The sequence below is a fragment of the Peterkaempfera griseoplana genome (genome assembly GCF_001418575.1).
Classification (GTDB): domain Bacteria; phylum Actinomycetota; class Actinomycetes; order Streptomycetales; family Streptomycetaceae; genus Peterkaempfera; species Peterkaempfera griseoplana.
In genome coordinates, this window is sequence record NZ_LIQR01000202.1 from 1 (window position 1) to 16,829 (window position 16,829).

Genomic DNA, 16,829 nt, shown 5'->3' on the forward strand with positions numbered 1-16,829 from the left:
GGGGAGGTGCGGCGGGTGACGGTGACCCGGGACGGGCCGGTGCTGATCGAGGGACCGGTGGAGGTGCTGCTGCCCGACGGCAGCACGGTGCTCTCGGACCGCTTCGTGGTGGCGCTCTGCGTCTGCCGCCGCAGCCGTCGCTATCCGTGGTGCGACACCAGCCATCGCCGGGCAGGGCACCGCCGTCGCGGCGGCGGCCCGGACGGCGGCGAGGTGCCAGGCAGCGAGTCGTCAGGCAGCGAGTCGTCAGGCAGCGAGTCGTCAGGCAGCGAGTCGTCAGGCGGCGGGCCGTCAGAGTGCCAACGGCCGCAGCAGTGAGGAGCGTCCCTGCTGCCAGGCGCCGAGCAGCCGGTCGCCGAGCCGGTCCTCCAGCAGTGCGGTCGCCTGGATGCCGAGGACCACGTCGCCCGCCAGTTCCGGCTCCCGGGCCAGCAGACCGTCGACGACCTCGTGCCGCATCACCTGCTCGTGCACCGCGTCGGCCTCGATGTGCTCGGTGTAGAAGGCGGCGCACACCGGGTCGGCTCCCATCCGCTCCAGGGCGCGGGCCAGCCGGCGGGCGCTCGGCGGGGTGGTGATCTCGGCGGCTGCGAAGTGGCCCACCAGCGCGCCGCGCAGCGCACGGTGCAGACCCAGCAGCGACATCAGATTGACGACGGCCAGTGACTGGGCCGGCACCATGCCGAGATACGTGCCGTAGCCGCTGTCGAGCCCGGCGCCGTCCAGCAGGTCCGCGAAGAGCCGGGCGTGCACCCGCTCCGCCCGGCCGCCGCCGAACTCGTCGAACTCCACGGCCACCAGGGCCGCCTTGGGCCGGCCCTCCAGCCGCGGGATCACCCAGGCGTGGGGGTCGGCCTCCTTGAGGTGGTAGACCGAGCGGTGGACGAAGAACTCCCGCATCTGCCACCACTCACCGCGCTCCTGGAGGTGTCCGGCGACGCCGGTGCCGTCCACGGGTTCGCTGAGCAGTGCCGCCAGCTCGCCGGCCACGTCGGTCCCCCCGGCGAGCTGCGCGCGCAGCTCCGCCAGGAAGCCCCGCTCCAGGACGGCACGCAGCCCCAGCAGGCCGGGGTGCCACTCCCAGGCGGCGTCCACCCCGGCGAAGCCGCGGTAGTGGAGCTCGTAGCAGAGGTAGAGGGCCAGCTGGAGGTCCTCACCGAGCGGGTCGCCGCGCCCGGCCTCGGCCAGGGGCCAGGCCGTGGCTGTGTCCGCTGCGGGCGGCGGACCTGGGGATTGTGTCAGCGCCTCGAGCACTGCCCGGGATACCGGGCCCCGGGGCCGGGGCAGGGCGGGACCGCGCTGCGTCGCCGGGGCGGCAGTGAGTGGCGTCGTACCGGTCATGGTGCCCTCCGCGTGGTTCCGGCAGCCGGGCCGTCGCCGCCGCCCCCACCGGCGTCGCCGCCCTGCTCCGGGAACTCCTGCCCGTACCGCCGCGGCCCATCCGTCCCGGCGGCGTGGGCTTCTGCCTTTGCGGCCGTGCCCCTTCCGGTCGCGCAAACTCCTGCCGTCCTGCCCGCGCCGATCCCGCAGGCATGGAACGGGGGGCCGCCAGTAGGCCCACGACCGCTTCGGTGCCCCCTGCGCGGACTCCTGCGCACCGGGGCTCGGCCCGTCCCGGCCGCGTGGGCCTCTGCCGTTGCGGCCGTACCCGTTCCGGCCGTGCCCGTCCAGGCCCCGCGGACTCCCGCCGGTCCCGCAGGCAGAGCCGGTGGCCGTTCAGCGCCGCCGTTCAGCGCGGCGGGCCCGGGTCCGTCTGGGCCGCCAGCATGTCCACCACCGCTTCCGGGCCCCCCTCCGCCGCCGCGCGGCGCTGACGCTCCGCACCCGTCCCCCCGGCCAGCAGCCGCGTCACCCCGGCCCGTACCGCGGACAGGTCGCCGGCGTCCTCCAGGGCCGCCGAGACGCGGGAGACCAGCCGGTGGAGCAGCGCGGCGGCCGGGACGCGGCAGGCGGCCAGCGGGTCGACTCCGGCCCCGGCCAGTCCGTACCTGGCCGCGGCCCACAGCGCCGCCGCGGCCACCTGGTCGTCGACGGGGGAGCCCTCCCGTCCGGCCGCCAGCTCGGTGAGCGCGGTCCGTACCAGCGCACGGCTCAGGGCGGCCTGGACGACGGCCTCCTCGACACTGCCCGCGGCGTCCGCCGCGCGCAGTTCCACCGTGGGCAGGTGGGGCGACGGACGGGCCAGCCAGAACGTCATCGACTCGTCCACCAGCGCACCGCACTCCACCAGCCGCCCCAGCCCGGCCCGGTAGTCGGCCGCCGAGCCGAACCAGGGCGGCACACCGGCCCCCGGGAAGCGTGCCTGCTGCACCAGCCGCCAGCTGGCGAAGCCCGAGTCGCGGCCCCGGTCGAAGGGGGAGTTGGCGGAGAGCGCCGCCAGGGTCGGCAGCCACGGCCGGAGGTGGTTGACCACGGCCACCGCCGTCTCCGTGTCCGGCACCCCCACATGCACATGGCACCCGCAGGCCTGGTAGTCCCCGACCACCCCGGCGAACGCCGCCACGATCTCCCCGAAGCGTTCACCTCCCGAGACGCCCACCGGCCCGTCGAGGACCGGGGTGCCGGTCGACAGCAGCCTCAGCCCCTCCGCCGCCGCGGCCGCCGCCAGGCGGCGGCGCCCGTCGGCCAGCTGGACCCTCAGCCCGTCCAGCGTCGTGCAGACCCCCGTGGCCGCTTCCAGCTGTCCGGCGGACAGTTCGGGGTGCAGCGCCGCGTCGGGGGCGGCGGCCGGAGACGTGGCCGCCCGCGCCAGCACCTCCGCGGCCCGGGGCACCGTCCGGCCGGTGGCCGGATCGACGACCAGGAACTCCTCCTCGACGCCGACCGTCAGCCCGCCGGCCGCACCGTACGCGCCGTCCTGCCCCATGGGGGTCTCCCTTCCGCCCCCCGGCCGCCGCGGCCGGACCGGCGCCGGTGACTACCACCGGATACCCCGCAGCCGGACGGGTAGCCGTACGGCGGGGGATGGGCGAGCCCAGGAGGCACCCGTGAACGCCACCGCCGGCACCGGACCCGAGGACGGCTACGACGCCGCGCCGTTCGTACCCGAGGGCGCCGACCTGGCCCGGCTGCGCAGCGCCGCGGCCGGGTGCCGGGGATGTCCGCTGCACCTGCAGGCGACGCAGACCGTGTTCGGGGCCGGTGAGCCGTCCTCGGCGATGGTCCTGGTGGGCGAGCAGCCGGGCGATGTGGAGGACCGGCGCGGCCGGCCGTTCGTCGGCCCGGCCGGGAAGGTGCTCGACCGGGCGCTGGCCGAGGCCGGGATCGACCCGGGGGAGGTCTATGTCACCAACGCCGTCAAGCACTTCAAGTTCGTCCTCCAGGAGCGGGGCAAGCGGCGGATGCACGAGGCACCGAGCCGCCGTGAGGTGACGGCGTGCCGCCCGTGGCTGGTCGCGGAGCTGCGGCTGGTCTCCCCCCGGGTGGTGGTCGCCCTGGGGGCCACCGCGGCCAAGGCGCTGCTGGGCCCGTCGTTCCGGGTGACCCGGGAGCACGGCGTGGTGCTGCCGCTGCCGCCGCTGGACGGCGTCGATCCTGAGGTCGAGGTGGTCGCCACCACGCACCCGTCGGCGGTTCTGCGCGCCGACGACCGCGAGTCGGTGTACGCGGGCATGGTGGCGGATCTTCGGGTGGCCGCCGGCGTCGTCGGGGGCGGATGACCGCCGGCCCCGCGTCCGTCCCGGTGTCACGGGCGGCGCCGGGGCCGGACGGCGGGCGGGGTGCGCGTACGGCGCGTCAGACCCGCCGCCAGGAGTCGTCGGGCAGATGGGACCCGGCCTGCGGGCCCATCCGCAGCATGCCGCCGTCCACGGCCCAGGAGGCGCCCGTGACATAGGACGACTCGGGACCGGCGAGGAACGCGATCACCGAGGCCACCTCGCGGGCGTCGCCGGGCCGTCCCAGCGGCACCCCGCGGCGGGCCCGGCCGTGCACGTCCACGTCCTCCTGGCCGGTCATCGGGGTGGCGATCTCGCCGGGCGCCACGGCGTTGACGGTGATGCCGTGTTCGGCCAGCTCCAGGGCCATGACCTGGGTGAGCAGCCCGAGTCCGCCCTTGGCCGCGCAGTAGGGGGCGGAGCCGACCCTGGGCTGGTGTTCATGGACGCTGGTCACATTGACGATCCGGCCGCCGCGGCCCTGACCGATCATGATCCGGGCGGCGTGCTGACCGCAGAGGAACGGCCCGACCAGGTCCACGTCGAGCACCCGCCGCACGGTCTCCGGGTCGATGTCCAGGAACGGCGTGGCGGTCCCGGTACCGGCGTTGTTCACCAGGACGTCCAGTCCGCCCAGTTCCGCGGCCAGCCGGTCCACCACCGCGGCGGCGCCGGGGAGGTCGGTGAGGTCCAGGTGCTGCACGGCGGCGCGGGACCCGGCCGCCCGGACCTCCTCGGCGGTGGTCTCGGCGCCCTCCCGGTCGCTGTGCCAGGTGACGCCGACGTCGAAGCCGTCCCGGGCGAGCCGGACGGCGGTCGCCCGGCCGATGCCCGAGTCCGACCCGGTGACCACGGCGACGCGTGGGCTCATGGCTGTGCCTCTCGTTCTCCCGGGGGGACGCCCGGCCGCCGCGGAGGCGCGCCGGGACGGGGGACGTCCGGCGGGACGAGGCCCGCCGTCCGGACCCCGGTCCCGGCGCAGCGGCCCGTGGCGCCGGTCCGCTTGGTGCGGCTGCCCCGCACGGCGCCCGCGAAACGGCGTACGGCGCCGGCGAGACCACGTACGGCGCCCGCTCAGGCCACCCGGAAGCGCTCCGCGTCCGCGTGCCGCAGCTCCAGCCCGTGCCCGGGGCGGCCCTGGTCGGGGTGGAGCACCCCGCCGTGCGGGTCGAGGGTTCCGTCGAAGAGCATGCTCTCGATACGGACGTGGTCGTGGAAGTACTCCAGATGCCGCAGGTTGGGAACGGCCGCGGCCGCATGGGCGTGCAGCGCCGGTGCGCAGTGCCCGGAGACCTCCACGCCGTGGGCGGCGGCGACGGCCGCGGCCCGCAGCCAGTCGGTGACGGCCCCGCAGCGGGTGACGTCGACCTGCAGACAGTCCACCGCCCGCGCCTCCACCATCCGGGCGAAGTAGACGAGGTCGTAGCCGTACTCCCCGGCGGTGACGTCCGCGTCGACCCGGTCGCGGACCTGGCGCAGCCCGTCCAGGTCGTCCGAGGAGACGGGTTCCTCGAACCAGGTGACGCCGTGGTCGGCCATGGCATGCGCCATCCGTACGGCCTGCTTGCGCCCGTAGGCGCCGTTGGCGTCGACGAACAGCTCGGTGTCCGGGCCGACGACCCGGCGGGCGAAGGCGATGCGGTCCAGGTCCCTGCGGGTCTCGGAGCCCCAGGACTCACCGATCTTGATCTTCACCCGGGGGATGCCCCACTCCCCGGTCCACCGCTCCAGCTGCCGCCGCGCCGCGGTCTCGTCATAGGTGGTGAAGCCGCCGCTCCCGTAGACCGGCACCCCGGGCCGGACCGCGCCGAGCAGCCGGCACAGCGGCAGGCCGAGCAGTCGGGCCTTGAGGTCCCACAGCGCGGTGTCCACGGCGGAGACGGCGCAGGAGACCAGGCCGGGACGGCCCAGATTGCGTGCGGCGCGGACCATCGCCTCCCAGCAGGCACCGGTGTCCATGGCGTCCCGGCCGGTCACGGCCCCGCCGAGCAGCCCCTCGACGAGGGAGGCGCAGGCGGCGTCGGCGTAGGTGTAGCCGAGGCCCTGCCTGCCGCCCGCGTCCACCTGCGCGACCACCAGGGTGGTGGAGTCCCAGGCGAGGGTGCCGTCCGCCTCCGGCGCGTCGGTGGGGATCCGGTACGCCGCCGCGCGTACCGCGGTGACGGGGGTGTCGGGCCTGCCGGGTCGTGCCGTCACGACGTCCTCCGGGCCGGGCCCGGCCGGGGCGTCACCGGTGCCGCCGCAGCGCGGCGCGGGTGCCGGCGGCGCCGAGCGCCGTCGCGGCCGCCAGGGAGAGCAGCCCGGCGTGCCGGGACGCCCATGCCTGCTCGCTGCGGGTGTGGGACCGTTCGTCGAAGGCGCCGTGCGCGCCGTGGTCCCGGCCGCCCTTGCCGTCCAGCGGCTGCCACAGGTTGTGCGGGCGTCCCTGGGGGACGGGTTCGTCGGTCTGCTGGGAGTCGAAGCCGGTGCGGGCGAGATAGCGGTCCAGCAGCGGTGCGGCGAACTTCTGGGCGAGGATCGTGGCGGCGGTGCTCGCCCCGACCCAGTACTGCTTGCGGCGCGGGTGGTCGGCGGCGAAGGCGATCGCGGTCGCGGCGACCTCGGGCTGGTAGATCGGGGGCACCGGCTGGGGATGGCGCGGCAGCCGGGAGAGCACCCAGGAGAACTGCGGCGTGTTCACCGCCGGCAGCTGTACGACGGTGATGTGCACCCCGCTGCCCTCGCGCAGCAGCTCGCAGCGCACGGACTCGGTGAAGCCGTTGATGGCGTGCTTGGCGCCGCAGTACGCCGACTGCAGCGGGATGCTGCGGTAGCCCAGTGCCGAGCCGACCTGGACGACGGTGCCTCTGCCCTGCGGCCGCATCCGTGCCAGCGCCGCCATGGTGCCGTGGACATAGCCGAGGTAGGAGACCTCGGTGACCCGGCGGAACTCCTCCGGTCCGATCTCCGTGAACGGCGCGAACACCGAGGTGAACGCGACGTTGATCCATACGTCGATCGGGCCGAAGCGTTCCTCGGCCCGGTCCGCCGCGGCGTTGACCGCGTCGGCGTCGGAGACGTCGACCGGTAGCGGCAGCGCGGTGCCGCCCGCCTCCTCCACCTCGGCGGCCGCGGCGTCCAGGCCGGTTCCGCCGCGGGCGAGCAGGACCACGTTCGCTCCGCGCCGGCCGAAGAGCTGGGCGGTGGCGCGGCCGACTCCGGCGCTGGCTCCGGTGATCACCACGGTCTGCGTCATCGGCTTGGGTTCCTTTCCTGCGAATCCGTCAAGTCCGGCGGTCCCGGGGTTCCGGGAGGGGCGGCGCGCGGTCAGTCGGGCCCGCCCGGAAGCCTGGCCGCGCACTCCAGGAAGAGGGCGTGGACGAAGGCCTGCGGCAGATTGCCGCGCAGCTGCCGCTGCACCACGTCCCACTCCTCCGCGAACAGCCCCGCGGGCCCGCAGGCCGCGCGGTTGCGTTCGAAGGCCCGCAGCGCCCGCAGGTCGTCGCCCTGGTGGTGCTCGGCCAGCGCCAGCATGAAGCCGCAGAGCAGGAAGGCACCCTCGGCGTCGGCGAGCGGTCGCTGGTCGTGGCGGAAGCGGTAGAGGTACCCGTCCTGGAGCAGCTGCGCCCGTACCACGGCCAGGGTGGCGGCGGTGCGGGGGTCACCGGCGGGCAGGGCGCCGCGTACCGGGGGCAGCAGCAGGGCGGCGTCGGGTCGCGGGTCCTCCGGGCTGCGCTGCCAGTGGCCGCCCGGGTGCAGGCTGGTCTGCGCGGTGCGGTCGAGCACGGTGTCGGCCAGTGCGGCGGCGCGCTGCCCGTCCGCCCCGGCGCCGGGCAGCGCGGCGACGGCGCGCAGGCCGGCGACGCAGGACAGCCGGGAGTGCGTCCACCGCCGGTCGTCCAGTTCCCAGATGCCCGCCTCCGGCTCGTCCCAGCGCTCGGCGACCGCCTCCACCGCGGTGTGCAGGGCCTTGCGGCCGTCGTCGTCCAGCCGGTCGAGCCGGGCCGCCGCGGCGAGCAGCTGCAGCAGTTCCCCGAAGGCGTCAAGCTGGAACTGCCCGTTGACCCAGTTGCCGGTGCGGTCGGTCCCTCCGGGGTAGCCGGGCAGGTCCAGTTCCTGTTCCGGGGGGACCGGGTCGCCGGAGACGGTGTAGGCGGGCCGGAGGCCGGGACCGTCGGTGAGGACCCGGGCGGAGGTGAAGGCGACCGCCGCGTCCAGCAGGTCGTCGGAGCCCACGGCGGCCGCGGCGAGGCCCGCGTAGCACTGGTCGCGGATCCAGGCGTACCGGTAGTCGTAGCTGCGGGCGGTGGTCGCCCGCTCGGGCAGGCACATGGTGGCTGCGGCGACCATGCCGCCGTCCCGGCTGGTCAGACCGCGCAGGACGGCGTGGGCGTGCAGGGCGTCGCGTGGCGCCGCGGTGCGGCCCATCGAGGGCCGGCCGCGGGACCAGCCGGCCTCGGTGGCACGCCAGGCGGCGGCGGGGTCGACCGGCCGGGACGGCAGAGGGTGCTCGGACAGTTCCAGCACCAGGTCGTGCCGCTCTCCCGGGGCCAGTGCGAGGTCGAGGGCCAGCACCTCGCCCCGGCCGTCGGGGCGGGGGTGGGGCCTGGCGTCCCCGCCGCCGCTCCAGCGCCAGTGCAGCGGCCCGGTGCGGCCGGTCCACAGGGTGTCCCGCGGGGCGGGGCCGTCCGCGGGCGCGCCCGTCCCGTCCCGTGCGACGCGCCGGGGGCGGTCGGCGTCGGCGCGGCCGAAGTCGGCGCGCGGGTCGAGCAGCACCCGTACCCGGGCCGGTCCGTCGGCGGCGCGGACCTGCCGGAGCAGCACCACCCGGTCCGGGTCGCCGGGGTGGGCCAGCGCCTCCCGGCACTCCACCACCCCGCCGGAGACGGCCCAGCGGCTGCACCAGATCAGGGTGCCCGGTTCATAGGAGCCGCCCCACACATGCCGGGGTTCGGCGGGGGTGACGGAGTAGGTTCCGCCGCCGCCGATCAGGGAGGAGAACACCGCCGGGGAGCCCCACCGGGGTGCGCACAGCCAGGCGGTGTCGCCGTGCGGTCCGATCAGTGCGCCCCGCTCGCCGTCGGCAAGCAGCGCGTACTCCCTCAGTTCGTGCGGCCGGAACGCCCGATCGCTGTCGATCACGTCCGTGGTCGCCATGGCGGGACCCTCCTCTCTCCGGCGGTCGAACTCCTCAGCTCCGTGCCTGACATCACGTCATACGGTGCCGGTGTCCCGGACCGGGGCGCGCAGGCCCGAGCGGGCGCCCTCGGCGAGGCGCAGGGCGGCCCGGTCGACCAGCGCCATGATGGTCAGCGCCGGGTTGGCGCTGCCCTGGGTCGGCAGCACACTGCCGTCGGTGATCAGCAGGTTGGGGACGGCGAAGCTGCGCAGGTCCGCGTCGACCACACCCTCGGTGGCGTTCCGGCCCATCCGGCAGCCGCCGACCAGGTGCGCATACCGCTCGATGGTGATCACCTCGGTGGCCCCGGCGGCCTTGAGGATGTCCTCCATCGCGGTGCGGGCCGCCTTCACCAGCTGCCGGTCGTTGTCGCCCATGCTGTACGCCATGTCCGCCACCGGCAGGCCGTGCCGGTCGTGCTCGTCGGCGAGGGTGATCCGGTTGTCGGCGTAGGGCAGGAACTCGCAGAGCGCCCCGAGGGTGGCCCAGTGGACGTAGTCACGCATGTAGGCGCGCAGATCCTCGCCCCAGTGGCCCTGCGCGGCGACGTGTTCGGCCCAGGTGATGGGCAGCGGGGAGATGTTCTGGACGGAGAAGCCGCGGACGTAGGGCTGGGAGGGGTCGGTCTCGTAGAACGCCTCCGAGGTGACCTCCGGCGGCGGCGCCTTGTACATCCGGATCTCCTCGGCGAAGCGTCCGGCGGTCTGCGGTGCGCCCTGCACCATGAGGTAGCGCCCCACCAGGTCGTGGTCGTTGCACAGGCCCTCGGGGAAGCGCCGGTCGGCGGAGTTGAGCAGCAGCCGGGGGGTCTCGATCGAGTAGCCCGCCACGGCCACCGTCCGGGCGCGCTGCACATGCTCCCGGCCGCCGCGGACGTACCGCACCCCGGTCGCCAGTCCGCTGTGCGGATCGGTCTCGATCCGGGTCGCCATGGCGTCGGCGCGGATCTCCGCGCCGTGCACCAGCGCGTCGGGGACATGGGTGATCAGCGGGGAGGCCTTGGCGTTGACCTTGCAGCCCTGGAGGCAGAAACCCCGGTAGACGCAGTGCGGCCGGTTGCCGAAGCGGCCGGGGGTGATGGCGACCGGGCCGACCCGGGCCTCGATGCCCAGGGCGGCGGCGCCGCGCAGGAACACCTCGCCGTTGCCGCCGACAGGGTGCGGCGGATACGGGTAGGAGTGCGGGTCGCCCCAGGGCCAGTACTGGCCGGCGACGGGCAGCTCCTCCTCGATGCGCTCGTACGACGGCCGCAGGTCCGCGTAGTCCAGCGGCCAGTCCGCGCCCACGCCGTGGTCGCTGAGGACCCGGAAGTCGCTGGGGTGCAGCCGGGGCACGTAGCCGGCGAAGTGGACCATGGAACCGCCCACCCCCCGGCCGGAGTTGTTGGACCCCAGCGGCACCGGGTCGGAGCCGGAGATCACCCGGGGCTCGGTCCAGTACAGATGGTGCGAGCCGGCCTCGTCGCTGACCCAGTCGGTGTCCGGGTCCCAGAACGGGCCCGCCTCCAGGACGACCACCGACCAGCCGGCCCGGGCCATCCGCTGGGCGAGGGTGGCGCCGCCGGCTCCGCAGCCCACGATGACCAGGTCGACCTCGTCGCCGTCCGGGTAGCGGCGCATCCTGTCGATGAGGGCGTGGTCGAAGCGGGTGCCGTCATTGGGCAGCAGCCACGCCGAGGCGTTGCGTTCACGCACTGCCCGGTGCGTGCGCGCGCTCTGACGGAGCGTCTGGAACGCGGAGGCGGCGCGGCCGCCGCCACCCGGGTCGGGCCGGTGCCCGCCCTGTGCGGTCATGTGCCGTCCCCTTCCGGGCCGCGGGGTGCGCGATCGCGCTGTACGGGGTCGCGGGGCGCCTGGTCGGCCGTCTCCCAGGGCTCGCGCACCCCGATGCCGAGGCGGGCGTAGCCGCGGGGGTAGGCGGGGCCGCCGAAGCCGATCTCGTTCCAGGCCCACGGGTGGGAGTAGAAGGCGGTGCAGGCGTAGCGGGTCCACAGGTTCCACACATGGCCCGCGGGCATGCCGTGCCAGCGGTCGGAGCCGAGGTCCTGGACGGCCTGGAGGAGCCCGGCCTGGTGCGGGCGGTCCAGGTCGGCGAAGTGCGCGCCCTGGTGGCGTGCGGCGGCGTCGACGTCCAGGCCGGCCAGTGAACGCCGCCACGCCTGGGGGTCCTCGGGCATGTCGGTGTAGCGCCAGCCGTCGGTCTGCAGCTCCGCAAGCCGGGCGTCGACCATCCGCAGCACCGGGACCCTGGGCTCCTCCCACTGGGCGAGCAGATGGTCGAGCAGCGGCTCGGCCACGGCCTCCTCGGCGGGGGTGAAGAACCGCAGCGCCGGCTGGGGCCCGGTGCGGGCCAGCACCACTCCGGCGGTGACCGCGTCCCAGGTGCCGCGCTGGGAGAGCACGTCGTAGCCGGGGAAACGGGGGTTGCGTCCGCCGGGCGCGGTGCGGTCCGGCGGGGTCGGTCGCGCCGCCATCAGCGCTCCCTGCGCAGCGCGGCGGCCACCAGCCCCATCCCGCCGACCATGCAGACCAGCAGCGGGGCGAAGAGCGGCGGCCCCAACTCGACGTTGTAGCGCGCCATCGACCAGCCTCCCGGCTTCTGGGCGATGCCTCGTACGTGCAGATAGGTGCCCTGGAGGCCGTTGGCGAAGATGGCCGCCGAGGCGAGCGGCAGCGCCGTACGGGCCATCCGCGGGCTGCAGAAGCCGGCGACTCCGGCCGCCGTGCCCACGGGACCCAGAAGGACGGGCCACCACATGGTGCGGTTGCCGAAGCCCGCCCGGTCGTGCTCCAGGTAGATCTCGGCGGCGGTGACGGCCGAACCGGCCGCGGTGAGCAGGGAGAGCGAGCGCTCGAACCGCCCGTGGCGGACGTTCCACAGCACCCTGGCCAGCAGCTGGGGCTGAACGGGCGCGGCCGGCCGCCGCCGGGGCAGGGCCCGGGCGGCGGCCGTACGGATCCGCACGGCCGCCGGGGCCGCTGCGGCGGTCACTGGCCCTCCTCGGCGCCGGGCCGGTCCTCGCGGTGGCGGCCGCCGGGAAGGAACTCCTGGATCTTGGCCTTGAAGCCCTGCTTGACCATGGCGGCGCGGTCGCTGTCGCCCTGCAGCACCGCGCTCGCGGCGGCCTCGATCTGGTCGAGGGTGGCGTGCGGCGGGATCGGCGGGACGGCCGGGTCGGTGCAGAAGTCGATGACGAACGGCCGGTCGGAGGCCAGGGCCTGACGCCACGCCGGCTCGACGTCCTCCGGCTTCTCCACCCGGACCCCGCCCAGCCCGATCGAGCGGGCGAAGTCGGCGAAGGGCACGTCGGGCAGCGACTGCGAGGGCTCGAACTGTGGCGCGCCCTCCATGGCGCGCATCTCCCAGGTGACCTGGTTGAGGTCCCGGTTGTTGAGCACGGCCACGATCAGCCGGGGGTCCTCCCAGTCCCGCCAGTACTTGGCGACGGTGATCAGCTCGGCCATGCCGTTCATCTGCATGGCGCCGTCGCCGACCAGGGCGATGGCGGGCCGGCGCGGGTCGGCGAACTTCGCGCCGATCACATACGGCACCCCGGGCCCCATGGTGGCCAGGGTGCCCGACAGGGAGCCGCGCATGTTGCCGCGCATCCGCAGATGGCGGGCGTACCAGTTGGCGGAGGAGCCGGAGTCGGCGGCCAGGATCACGTCGTCGGGCAGCAGCGCGTCCAGCGCGTGCACCACGTACTCGGGGTTGACCGGGTCGGCGTCCACCGCCGCCCGCCGCTGCATCACCTCCCACCAGCGGGCGGTGTTCTTCTCCACCGTCTTCCGCCAGGAGCGGTGCGACCGGCGCTTCAGCAGCGGCAGCAGCCGCCGCAGTGTCTCGGCCGAGTCGCCGACCAGGTTCACCTCGAAGGGGTAGCGCAGTCCCACCATCTCGGCGTCGATGTCGATCTGCACCGCGCGGGCCTGGCCGAACTCCGGCAGGAACTGGGTGTACGGGAAGCTGGAACCGATCACCAGCAGGGTGTCGCAGTCCTGCATCAGCTCATAGGAGGGGCGGGTGCCGAGCAGTCCGATCGCCCCGGTGACATACGGCAGTTCGTCGGAGAGGACGTCCTTGCCCAGCAGCGCCTTGGCGACCCCGGCGCCCAGCACCTCGGCCGTCTGCTCGACCTCGGCCCGCGCCCGGCGGGCGCCCTGGCCGACCAGGATCGCCACCCGCTCCCCGGCGTTGAGGACGTCGGCCGCCCGCTGCAGCTCCTGGTCGGCGGGCACCGGCACCGAGTGCGGCATGCCGAGGCTGGAGGGGACCATCTTGAAGGCGTGGCCCGGCGGGGTGTAGTCCAGCTCCTGGACGTCCGCCGGGATGATCACGGCGGTGACGGTACGGCGCGAGGCGGCGATCCGCATCGCCCGGTCCAGTACGTTGGGCAGCTGCTCGGGGACGGTGACCATCTCGCAGAAGGCCTCGGCGACGTCCTTGTACAGGCTGAGCAGGTCGACTTCCTGCTGGTAGGAGCCGCCCATCGCGGAGCGGTTGGTCTGGCCGACGATCGCCACCACCGGGACGTGGTCCAGCTTGGCGTCGTACAGGCCGTTCAGCAGATGGATCGCGCCGGGCCCGGAGGTCGCGGCGCACACGCCCACGCGCCCCGAGAACTTGGCGTAGCCGACCGCCTCGAAGGCCGCCATCTCCTCGTGCCGGGCCTGGACGAACGTGGGACGGTTCTCCGCCCGGCCCCAGGCCGCGAGCAGACCGTTGATGCCGTCGCCGGCGTAGGCGAAGACATGGTCGACATCCCATTCCCGCAGGCGGTGCAGCACATAGTCGGACACCTTCATGGACACCGTTCTCCCTTCCGGGCCCCCGTGAAGGTGGGCCGTCTGCTCGGACGCCGCTTGCGCCACGCCTGTCCGCAACGGGCGCGCGGAAACCGCCCGGCCGTTGCGCGCGGCCGCCGAACGCCCCCTGTCGCCCCGTCACGCCGGCTCGGGGGTCCGCGTGCGGTCCGTACGGGCCCCCGGGCGCGGCCGCCGGACGCGGCCGTCGCCGTTCCGGGGCGGTGAGCGGTCCCGCAGGCCGTCGGCCTCCGCCCTGGGGGACCGCTCACCGCTCTGCGGCAGGGATCAGCCGCGCCCGCCCCGGCCGGTGAGCGCGTCGCGGATCCGGTCGACCATGCCGGCGCCCGGCGCCAGCAGCTTGTTCATCGGCGGCTTGTCGGGCGCCGAGGGGTGGGGCCGGGTCGGAGCGGTCTTCTTGGCCCGGCGGACCTTGTCGCCGAGGTCCTGGAGCATCTCCGGCGGGCACGCCGCCCGCAGCTTGGGGAAGAGGTTGTCCTCCTCGTCCCGGACATGGTCGCGGATCTCCCGCATCAGACGTTCCACCGTGCGGTCGAAGTCCGGGTGGCCGGCGTCGCAGCCCTCCAGGTCCTTCATGGTCTGCTCGGCGGCGGCGTGGTCCTGGAGCTCCTTGTCGGCGAGGGCGCCCCCGTCCGGTACATGGCTGCGGACCGCGGGGTAGAGGTACTGCTCCTCGGCCACCGAGTGCCGGACGAGCTCGATCGTCGCCTGCTCGGCGCAGGTCCTGCGCCCCGGGTCGCCGGAGGGAAGCGCCTCGATCCGGCTGAAGATCTGCTCGACCTCCTGGTGGTCGGTGACGAGTTCCTGGATCACGTCCGGTCCCTGTGCCATCGCGGCTTCCTTCCGGTGGGGATGCGTCGGGTGGGATGCGTCGGAGGGATGCGTCCGGTAGGGGATGCGCCCTGTGGACGGCCGGTCGGGTGCCCGTGGCGACGGAGCGCAAACCTGCCGGTACGCAGCGTGCCCACGCGAGGCGGCGGATGTGACGGCCGCCTCGGTCCCCGCCCGCTCCTCCCGGTCTGCGCCCCCGGCCGCTTACCCTGGCCGGAAGCGCCCGGTTCGCCGGGACCAGGCACAACCGCAGGCCCGCCGCCCGGCGTGGGCCGTCCGGGGAACAGGAACGCTGCAGAATGTCCCAGACCGACCACCTCGCCCAGGTCGTCGCGGCGACCGCGCAGTGGCTCACCCGCGCCTACCCCGCCACCGCGGGTGCCTTCAGCGCGGCTCTGGCCCAGGCGCAGGCGCGGCAGGCCGCCATGGTGGCCGCCCGGCTCTGCTATCCCACCGCGGTGGACGAGGGCCTGCTGTCGATGCTCGGCCCGCAGGGAGCCGACCGGCTCGACTGGGCCGCCGGCGCGGACGTCGCAGCTCTGCCCGACGACGACTACGGCTGGCGCACCTGGGTGGACGAGACCGTGGCCAGCTGGGCGGCGTGCCTGCTCACCGACCCGGCGCTGGCCCGGGCGGCGGTCGCGGCGGCGGACCTCGACCCCTGCGCCTACCGCCGCCTCACGGCCCCCGACGAGCGGGACCGGCTGGCCACCGCACTGCTGCGCCACCCCGACCTCACCGCCCCCGTGGCGGCACTGCACCGCGCCCGCCTGCAGGAACGCCTGCTGCCCGGGCAGCGGGAGGCGGAGCCGGAGGGCAGCGCGGTCTGAGCGTACGGACGCGGACACCGGCGGCCGCCGCAGGGCGGGCCCCGGCCGGCCGCCACTGCCCGTCGCCGGGCGCCGTCGTCACCGGCCCGGAGGGCGCCACTCGACGAGGAGGATGGTGGCGTCGTCGCTCAGGTTGTGGTCCTGGTGGTCCAGGATGGCGTGGATGAGCAGCCGCAGCACCTCCGCGGGTTCCTGACCGGCCGCGGCGGAGCGGATGATGAAGTCGGCGAACCGGTCGAGACCGAACTCCGTTCCCCCGGCGCGCGCCTCGGTGACGCCGTCGGTGTACAGCAGCACCCGGTCACCCGGCTCCAGCACGGTCTCGTGGACCTCCCGCCGGGCCGGCCCGAGCAGATGGGGCAGCCCCATCGGGGGCTGCGGTGCGCGTTCCAGGGCCCGGTCCAGCACCCGCTCCCCGCGGATCAGCAGCGGTGGTGGATGGCCGCAGTTGCACCAGCGCAGCAGGCCCGCGTCGATGTTCAGTTGGCACAGCACCCCCGTGCAGAACTGGTCGGGCAGCCACTGGGCGAGCGCCTCGTCGACGGTGTGCACCGTGTCCGGCAGGTCGGCACCGGAACGGCGGGCGCTGCGGCATCCGGCCATGGCGACCGCGGTGGTCAGTCCGGAGGCCAGATCGTGTCCCATGGCGTCGAAGATGCTCGCGTACAGGACGTTCCTGATGAGTGAGTGGTCGAAGGCGTCGCCGCTGATCTCGTAGGCGGGTTCCAGTACGGCGGTGGAGGTCACCCCGGCCCTGCCGATGCTGCGCGGCGGCAGGAACGCCCGCAGCATCTCGGCCGGGAGCTCCATGTCCAGCCTCCGGGTGCGGGCGACGAACCAGTCGCTGTAGGCGCGTTTGGAGGTCACCACCATGGCCAGTACCGCCGCCAGCATCCGGCACCGCCGCAGACCCGTCCCGTCCAGCGCCCCGGCGCGGACGGACAGCACGCCCAGCCGCTCGGCCCCGTCCACCAGCGGTATCCACACCGTCACGCAGCCGCCGGTCTCGTGCACCCGCACCGACAGGGTGCGGTACGCCCAGCCGGCTTCGGTCGCCTCCACCGAGAGCGGCTCCACCGTGTCCTCCAGCGGGATCAGCAGGCGCTGCTGCAGATCGACGAGGTAGACGGTGGCGGCGCACAGCCCCAGCAGCTCGGCACACCGGTTCACCACCCCGGGCAGCCTGTAGGGCACCGTCTGCTGCGCCTCGGTGAGAAGGTCCAGCAGGTGCTGCTCGTCCACCTCGGGTGCGGCCGACCGGCGATCCTGGCCTGCCATGACACCACCTCCGCCATGTCCGGGCTGTGCCGGGCGCCGGGCCGCCGCCGGCTCGCCACCCGGGCACGGGGTCGTCTGCCCATATCCGGCGACGCCACCCGGAGCAGCGGTATCCGCCTCGGGGCCCGTGCCTCGATGCTGCGGGCCGGGGTGCGTACCTCCCCTCCCGCCGGGGCCCTCCCGGCCGGGCGCTCTCGCAGGCCGGCGGGGGATCGGCGGAGCCCTGGCCGCATCACCGGCCGGGCCGCCCCAC

15 protein-coding genes are annotated in these 16,829 nt (G+C 75.0%); 3 read left to right on the top strand and 12 right to left on the bottom strand.

Annotated elements, in window-relative coordinates:
• Positions 1 to 15 precede the first annotated feature (15 nt).
• A complete protein-coding gene (locus AOK09_RS16375) occupies positions 16 to 318 on the top strand; it encodes a CDGSH iron-sulfur domain-containing protein (protein ID WP_079063118.1) in 303 nt (100 codons plus the stop codon).
• Here the strand turns inward: AOK09_RS16375 and AOK09_RS16380 are convergent.
• Together AOK09_RS16380 and AOK09_RS16385 are read right to left on the bottom strand one after the other, a co-directional pair.
• On the bottom strand, positions 292 to 1,341 hold the full coding sequence (locus AOK09_RS16380; protein WP_055587948.1) for an iron-containing redox enzyme family protein: 1,050 nt from the start codon (positions 1,339 to 1,341) through the stop codon (positions 292 to 294). The two genes, AOK09_RS16375 and AOK09_RS16380, sit on opposite strands and share 27 nt — an antisense overlap.
• Positions 1,342 to 1,729: 388 nt before the next feature.
• On the bottom strand, positions 1,730 to 2,866 hold the full coding sequence (locus AOK09_RS16385; protein WP_055587949.1) for a carboxylate-amine ligase: 1,137 nt from the start codon (positions 2,864 to 2,866) through the stop codon (positions 1,730 to 1,732).
• A gap of 121 nt (positions 2,867 to 2,987) precedes the next feature.
• Here AOK09_RS16385 and AOK09_RS16390 point away from each other — a divergent pair, with 121 nt between their 5' ends.
• On the top strand, positions 2,988 to 3,659 hold the full coding sequence (locus tag AOK09_RS16390; RefSeq protein ID WP_055587950.1) for a UdgX family uracil-DNA binding protein: 672 nt from the start codon (positions 2,988 to 2,990) through the stop codon (positions 3,657 to 3,659).
• Positions 3,660 to 3,735: 76 nt separating this feature from the next.
• Here the strand turns inward: AOK09_RS16390 and AOK09_RS16395 are convergent, their stop codons facing one another.
• From AOK09_RS16395 to AOK09_RS16435, 9 genes are all read right to left on the bottom strand, one after another.
• Positions 3,736 to 4,527, bottom strand: a complete 792-nt coding sequence (locus AOK09_RS16395) for an SDR family oxidoreductase (RefSeq protein ID WP_055587951.1) — start codon at positions 4,525 to 4,527, stop codon at positions 3,736 to 3,738.
• 203 nt (positions 4,528 to 4,730) lie between these two features.
• The gene (locus AOK09_RS16400) at positions 4,731 to 5,852 is read right to left on the bottom strand and encodes an enolase C-terminal domain-like protein (protein ID WP_055587952.1); all 1,122 of its coding nucleotides are present in this window, start codon (positions 5,850 to 5,852) and stop codon (positions 4,731 to 4,733) included.
• 31 nt (positions 5,853 to 5,883) lie between these two features.
• Positions 5,884 to 6,891 (bottom strand): SDR family oxidoreductase, encoded by a 1,008-nt coding sequence (locus AOK09_RS16405; protein WP_055587953.1) that lies wholly within the window; start codon positions 6,889 to 6,891, stop codon positions 5,884 to 5,886.
• 71 nt (positions 6,892 to 6,962) lie between these two features.
• Positions 6,963 to 8,792 carry a glycoside hydrolase family 15 protein gene (locus AOK09_RS16410; protein ID WP_055587954.1) on the bottom strand — a complete coding sequence of 610 codons (1,830 nt, stop codon included), beginning with the start codon at positions 8,790 to 8,792 and terminating at the stop codon, positions 6,963 to 6,965.
• Positions 8,793 to 8,849: 57 nt separating this feature from the next.
• Entirely contained in the window at positions 8,850 to 10,607 is a 1,758-nt protein-coding gene (locus tag AOK09_RS16415) for a GMC family oxidoreductase (protein WP_217698438.1), read from the bottom strand.
• The gene (locus AOK09_RS16420; protein ID WP_055587955.1) at positions 10,604 to 11,287 is read right to left on the bottom strand and encodes a gluconate 2-dehydrogenase subunit 3 family protein; all 684 of its coding nucleotides are present in this window, start codon (positions 11,285 to 11,287) and stop codon (positions 10,604 to 10,606) included. Before AOK09_RS16420 ends, AOK09_RS16415 begins: the two co-directional genes overlap by 4 nt.
• Entirely contained in the window at positions 11,287 to 11,805 is a 519-nt protein-coding gene (locus tag AOK09_RS16425) for a hypothetical protein (RefSeq protein WP_217698439.1), read from the bottom strand. The genes AOK09_RS16420 and AOK09_RS16425 overlap by 1 nt, the downstream gene beginning before the upstream one ends.
• Positions 11,802 to 13,619 (bottom strand): thiamine pyrophosphate-requiring protein, encoded by a 1,818-nt coding sequence (locus AOK09_RS16430; protein ID WP_055587956.1) that lies wholly within the window; start codon positions 13,617 to 13,619, stop codon positions 11,802 to 11,804. Before AOK09_RS16430 ends, AOK09_RS16425 begins: the two co-directional genes overlap by 4 nt.
• A gap of 285 nt (positions 13,620 to 13,904) precedes the next feature.
• Positions 13,905 to 14,468 (bottom strand): hemerythrin domain-containing protein, encoded by a 564-nt coding sequence (locus AOK09_RS16435; RefSeq protein ID WP_055587957.1) that lies wholly within the window; start codon positions 14,466 to 14,468, stop codon positions 13,905 to 13,907.
• Between the two features lie 299 nt (positions 14,469 to 14,767).
• Between AOK09_RS16435 and AOK09_RS16440 the strand changes: the two genes are divergently transcribed.
• Positions 14,768 to 15,298 (top strand): hypothetical protein, encoded by a 531-nt coding sequence (locus AOK09_RS16440; RefSeq protein ID WP_055587958.1) that lies wholly within the window; start codon positions 14,768 to 14,770, stop codon positions 15,296 to 15,298.
• 78 nt (positions 15,299 to 15,376) lie between these two features.
• On the opposite strand, the gene AOK09_RS16445 is transcribed toward AOK09_RS16440, so the two are convergent.
• A complete protein-coding gene (locus AOK09_RS16445; protein WP_055587959.1) occupies positions 15,377 to 16,576 on the bottom strand; it encodes a PP2C family protein-serine/threonine phosphatase in 1,200 nt (399 codons plus the stop codon).
• Positions 16,577 to 16,829 lie beyond the last annotated feature (253 nt).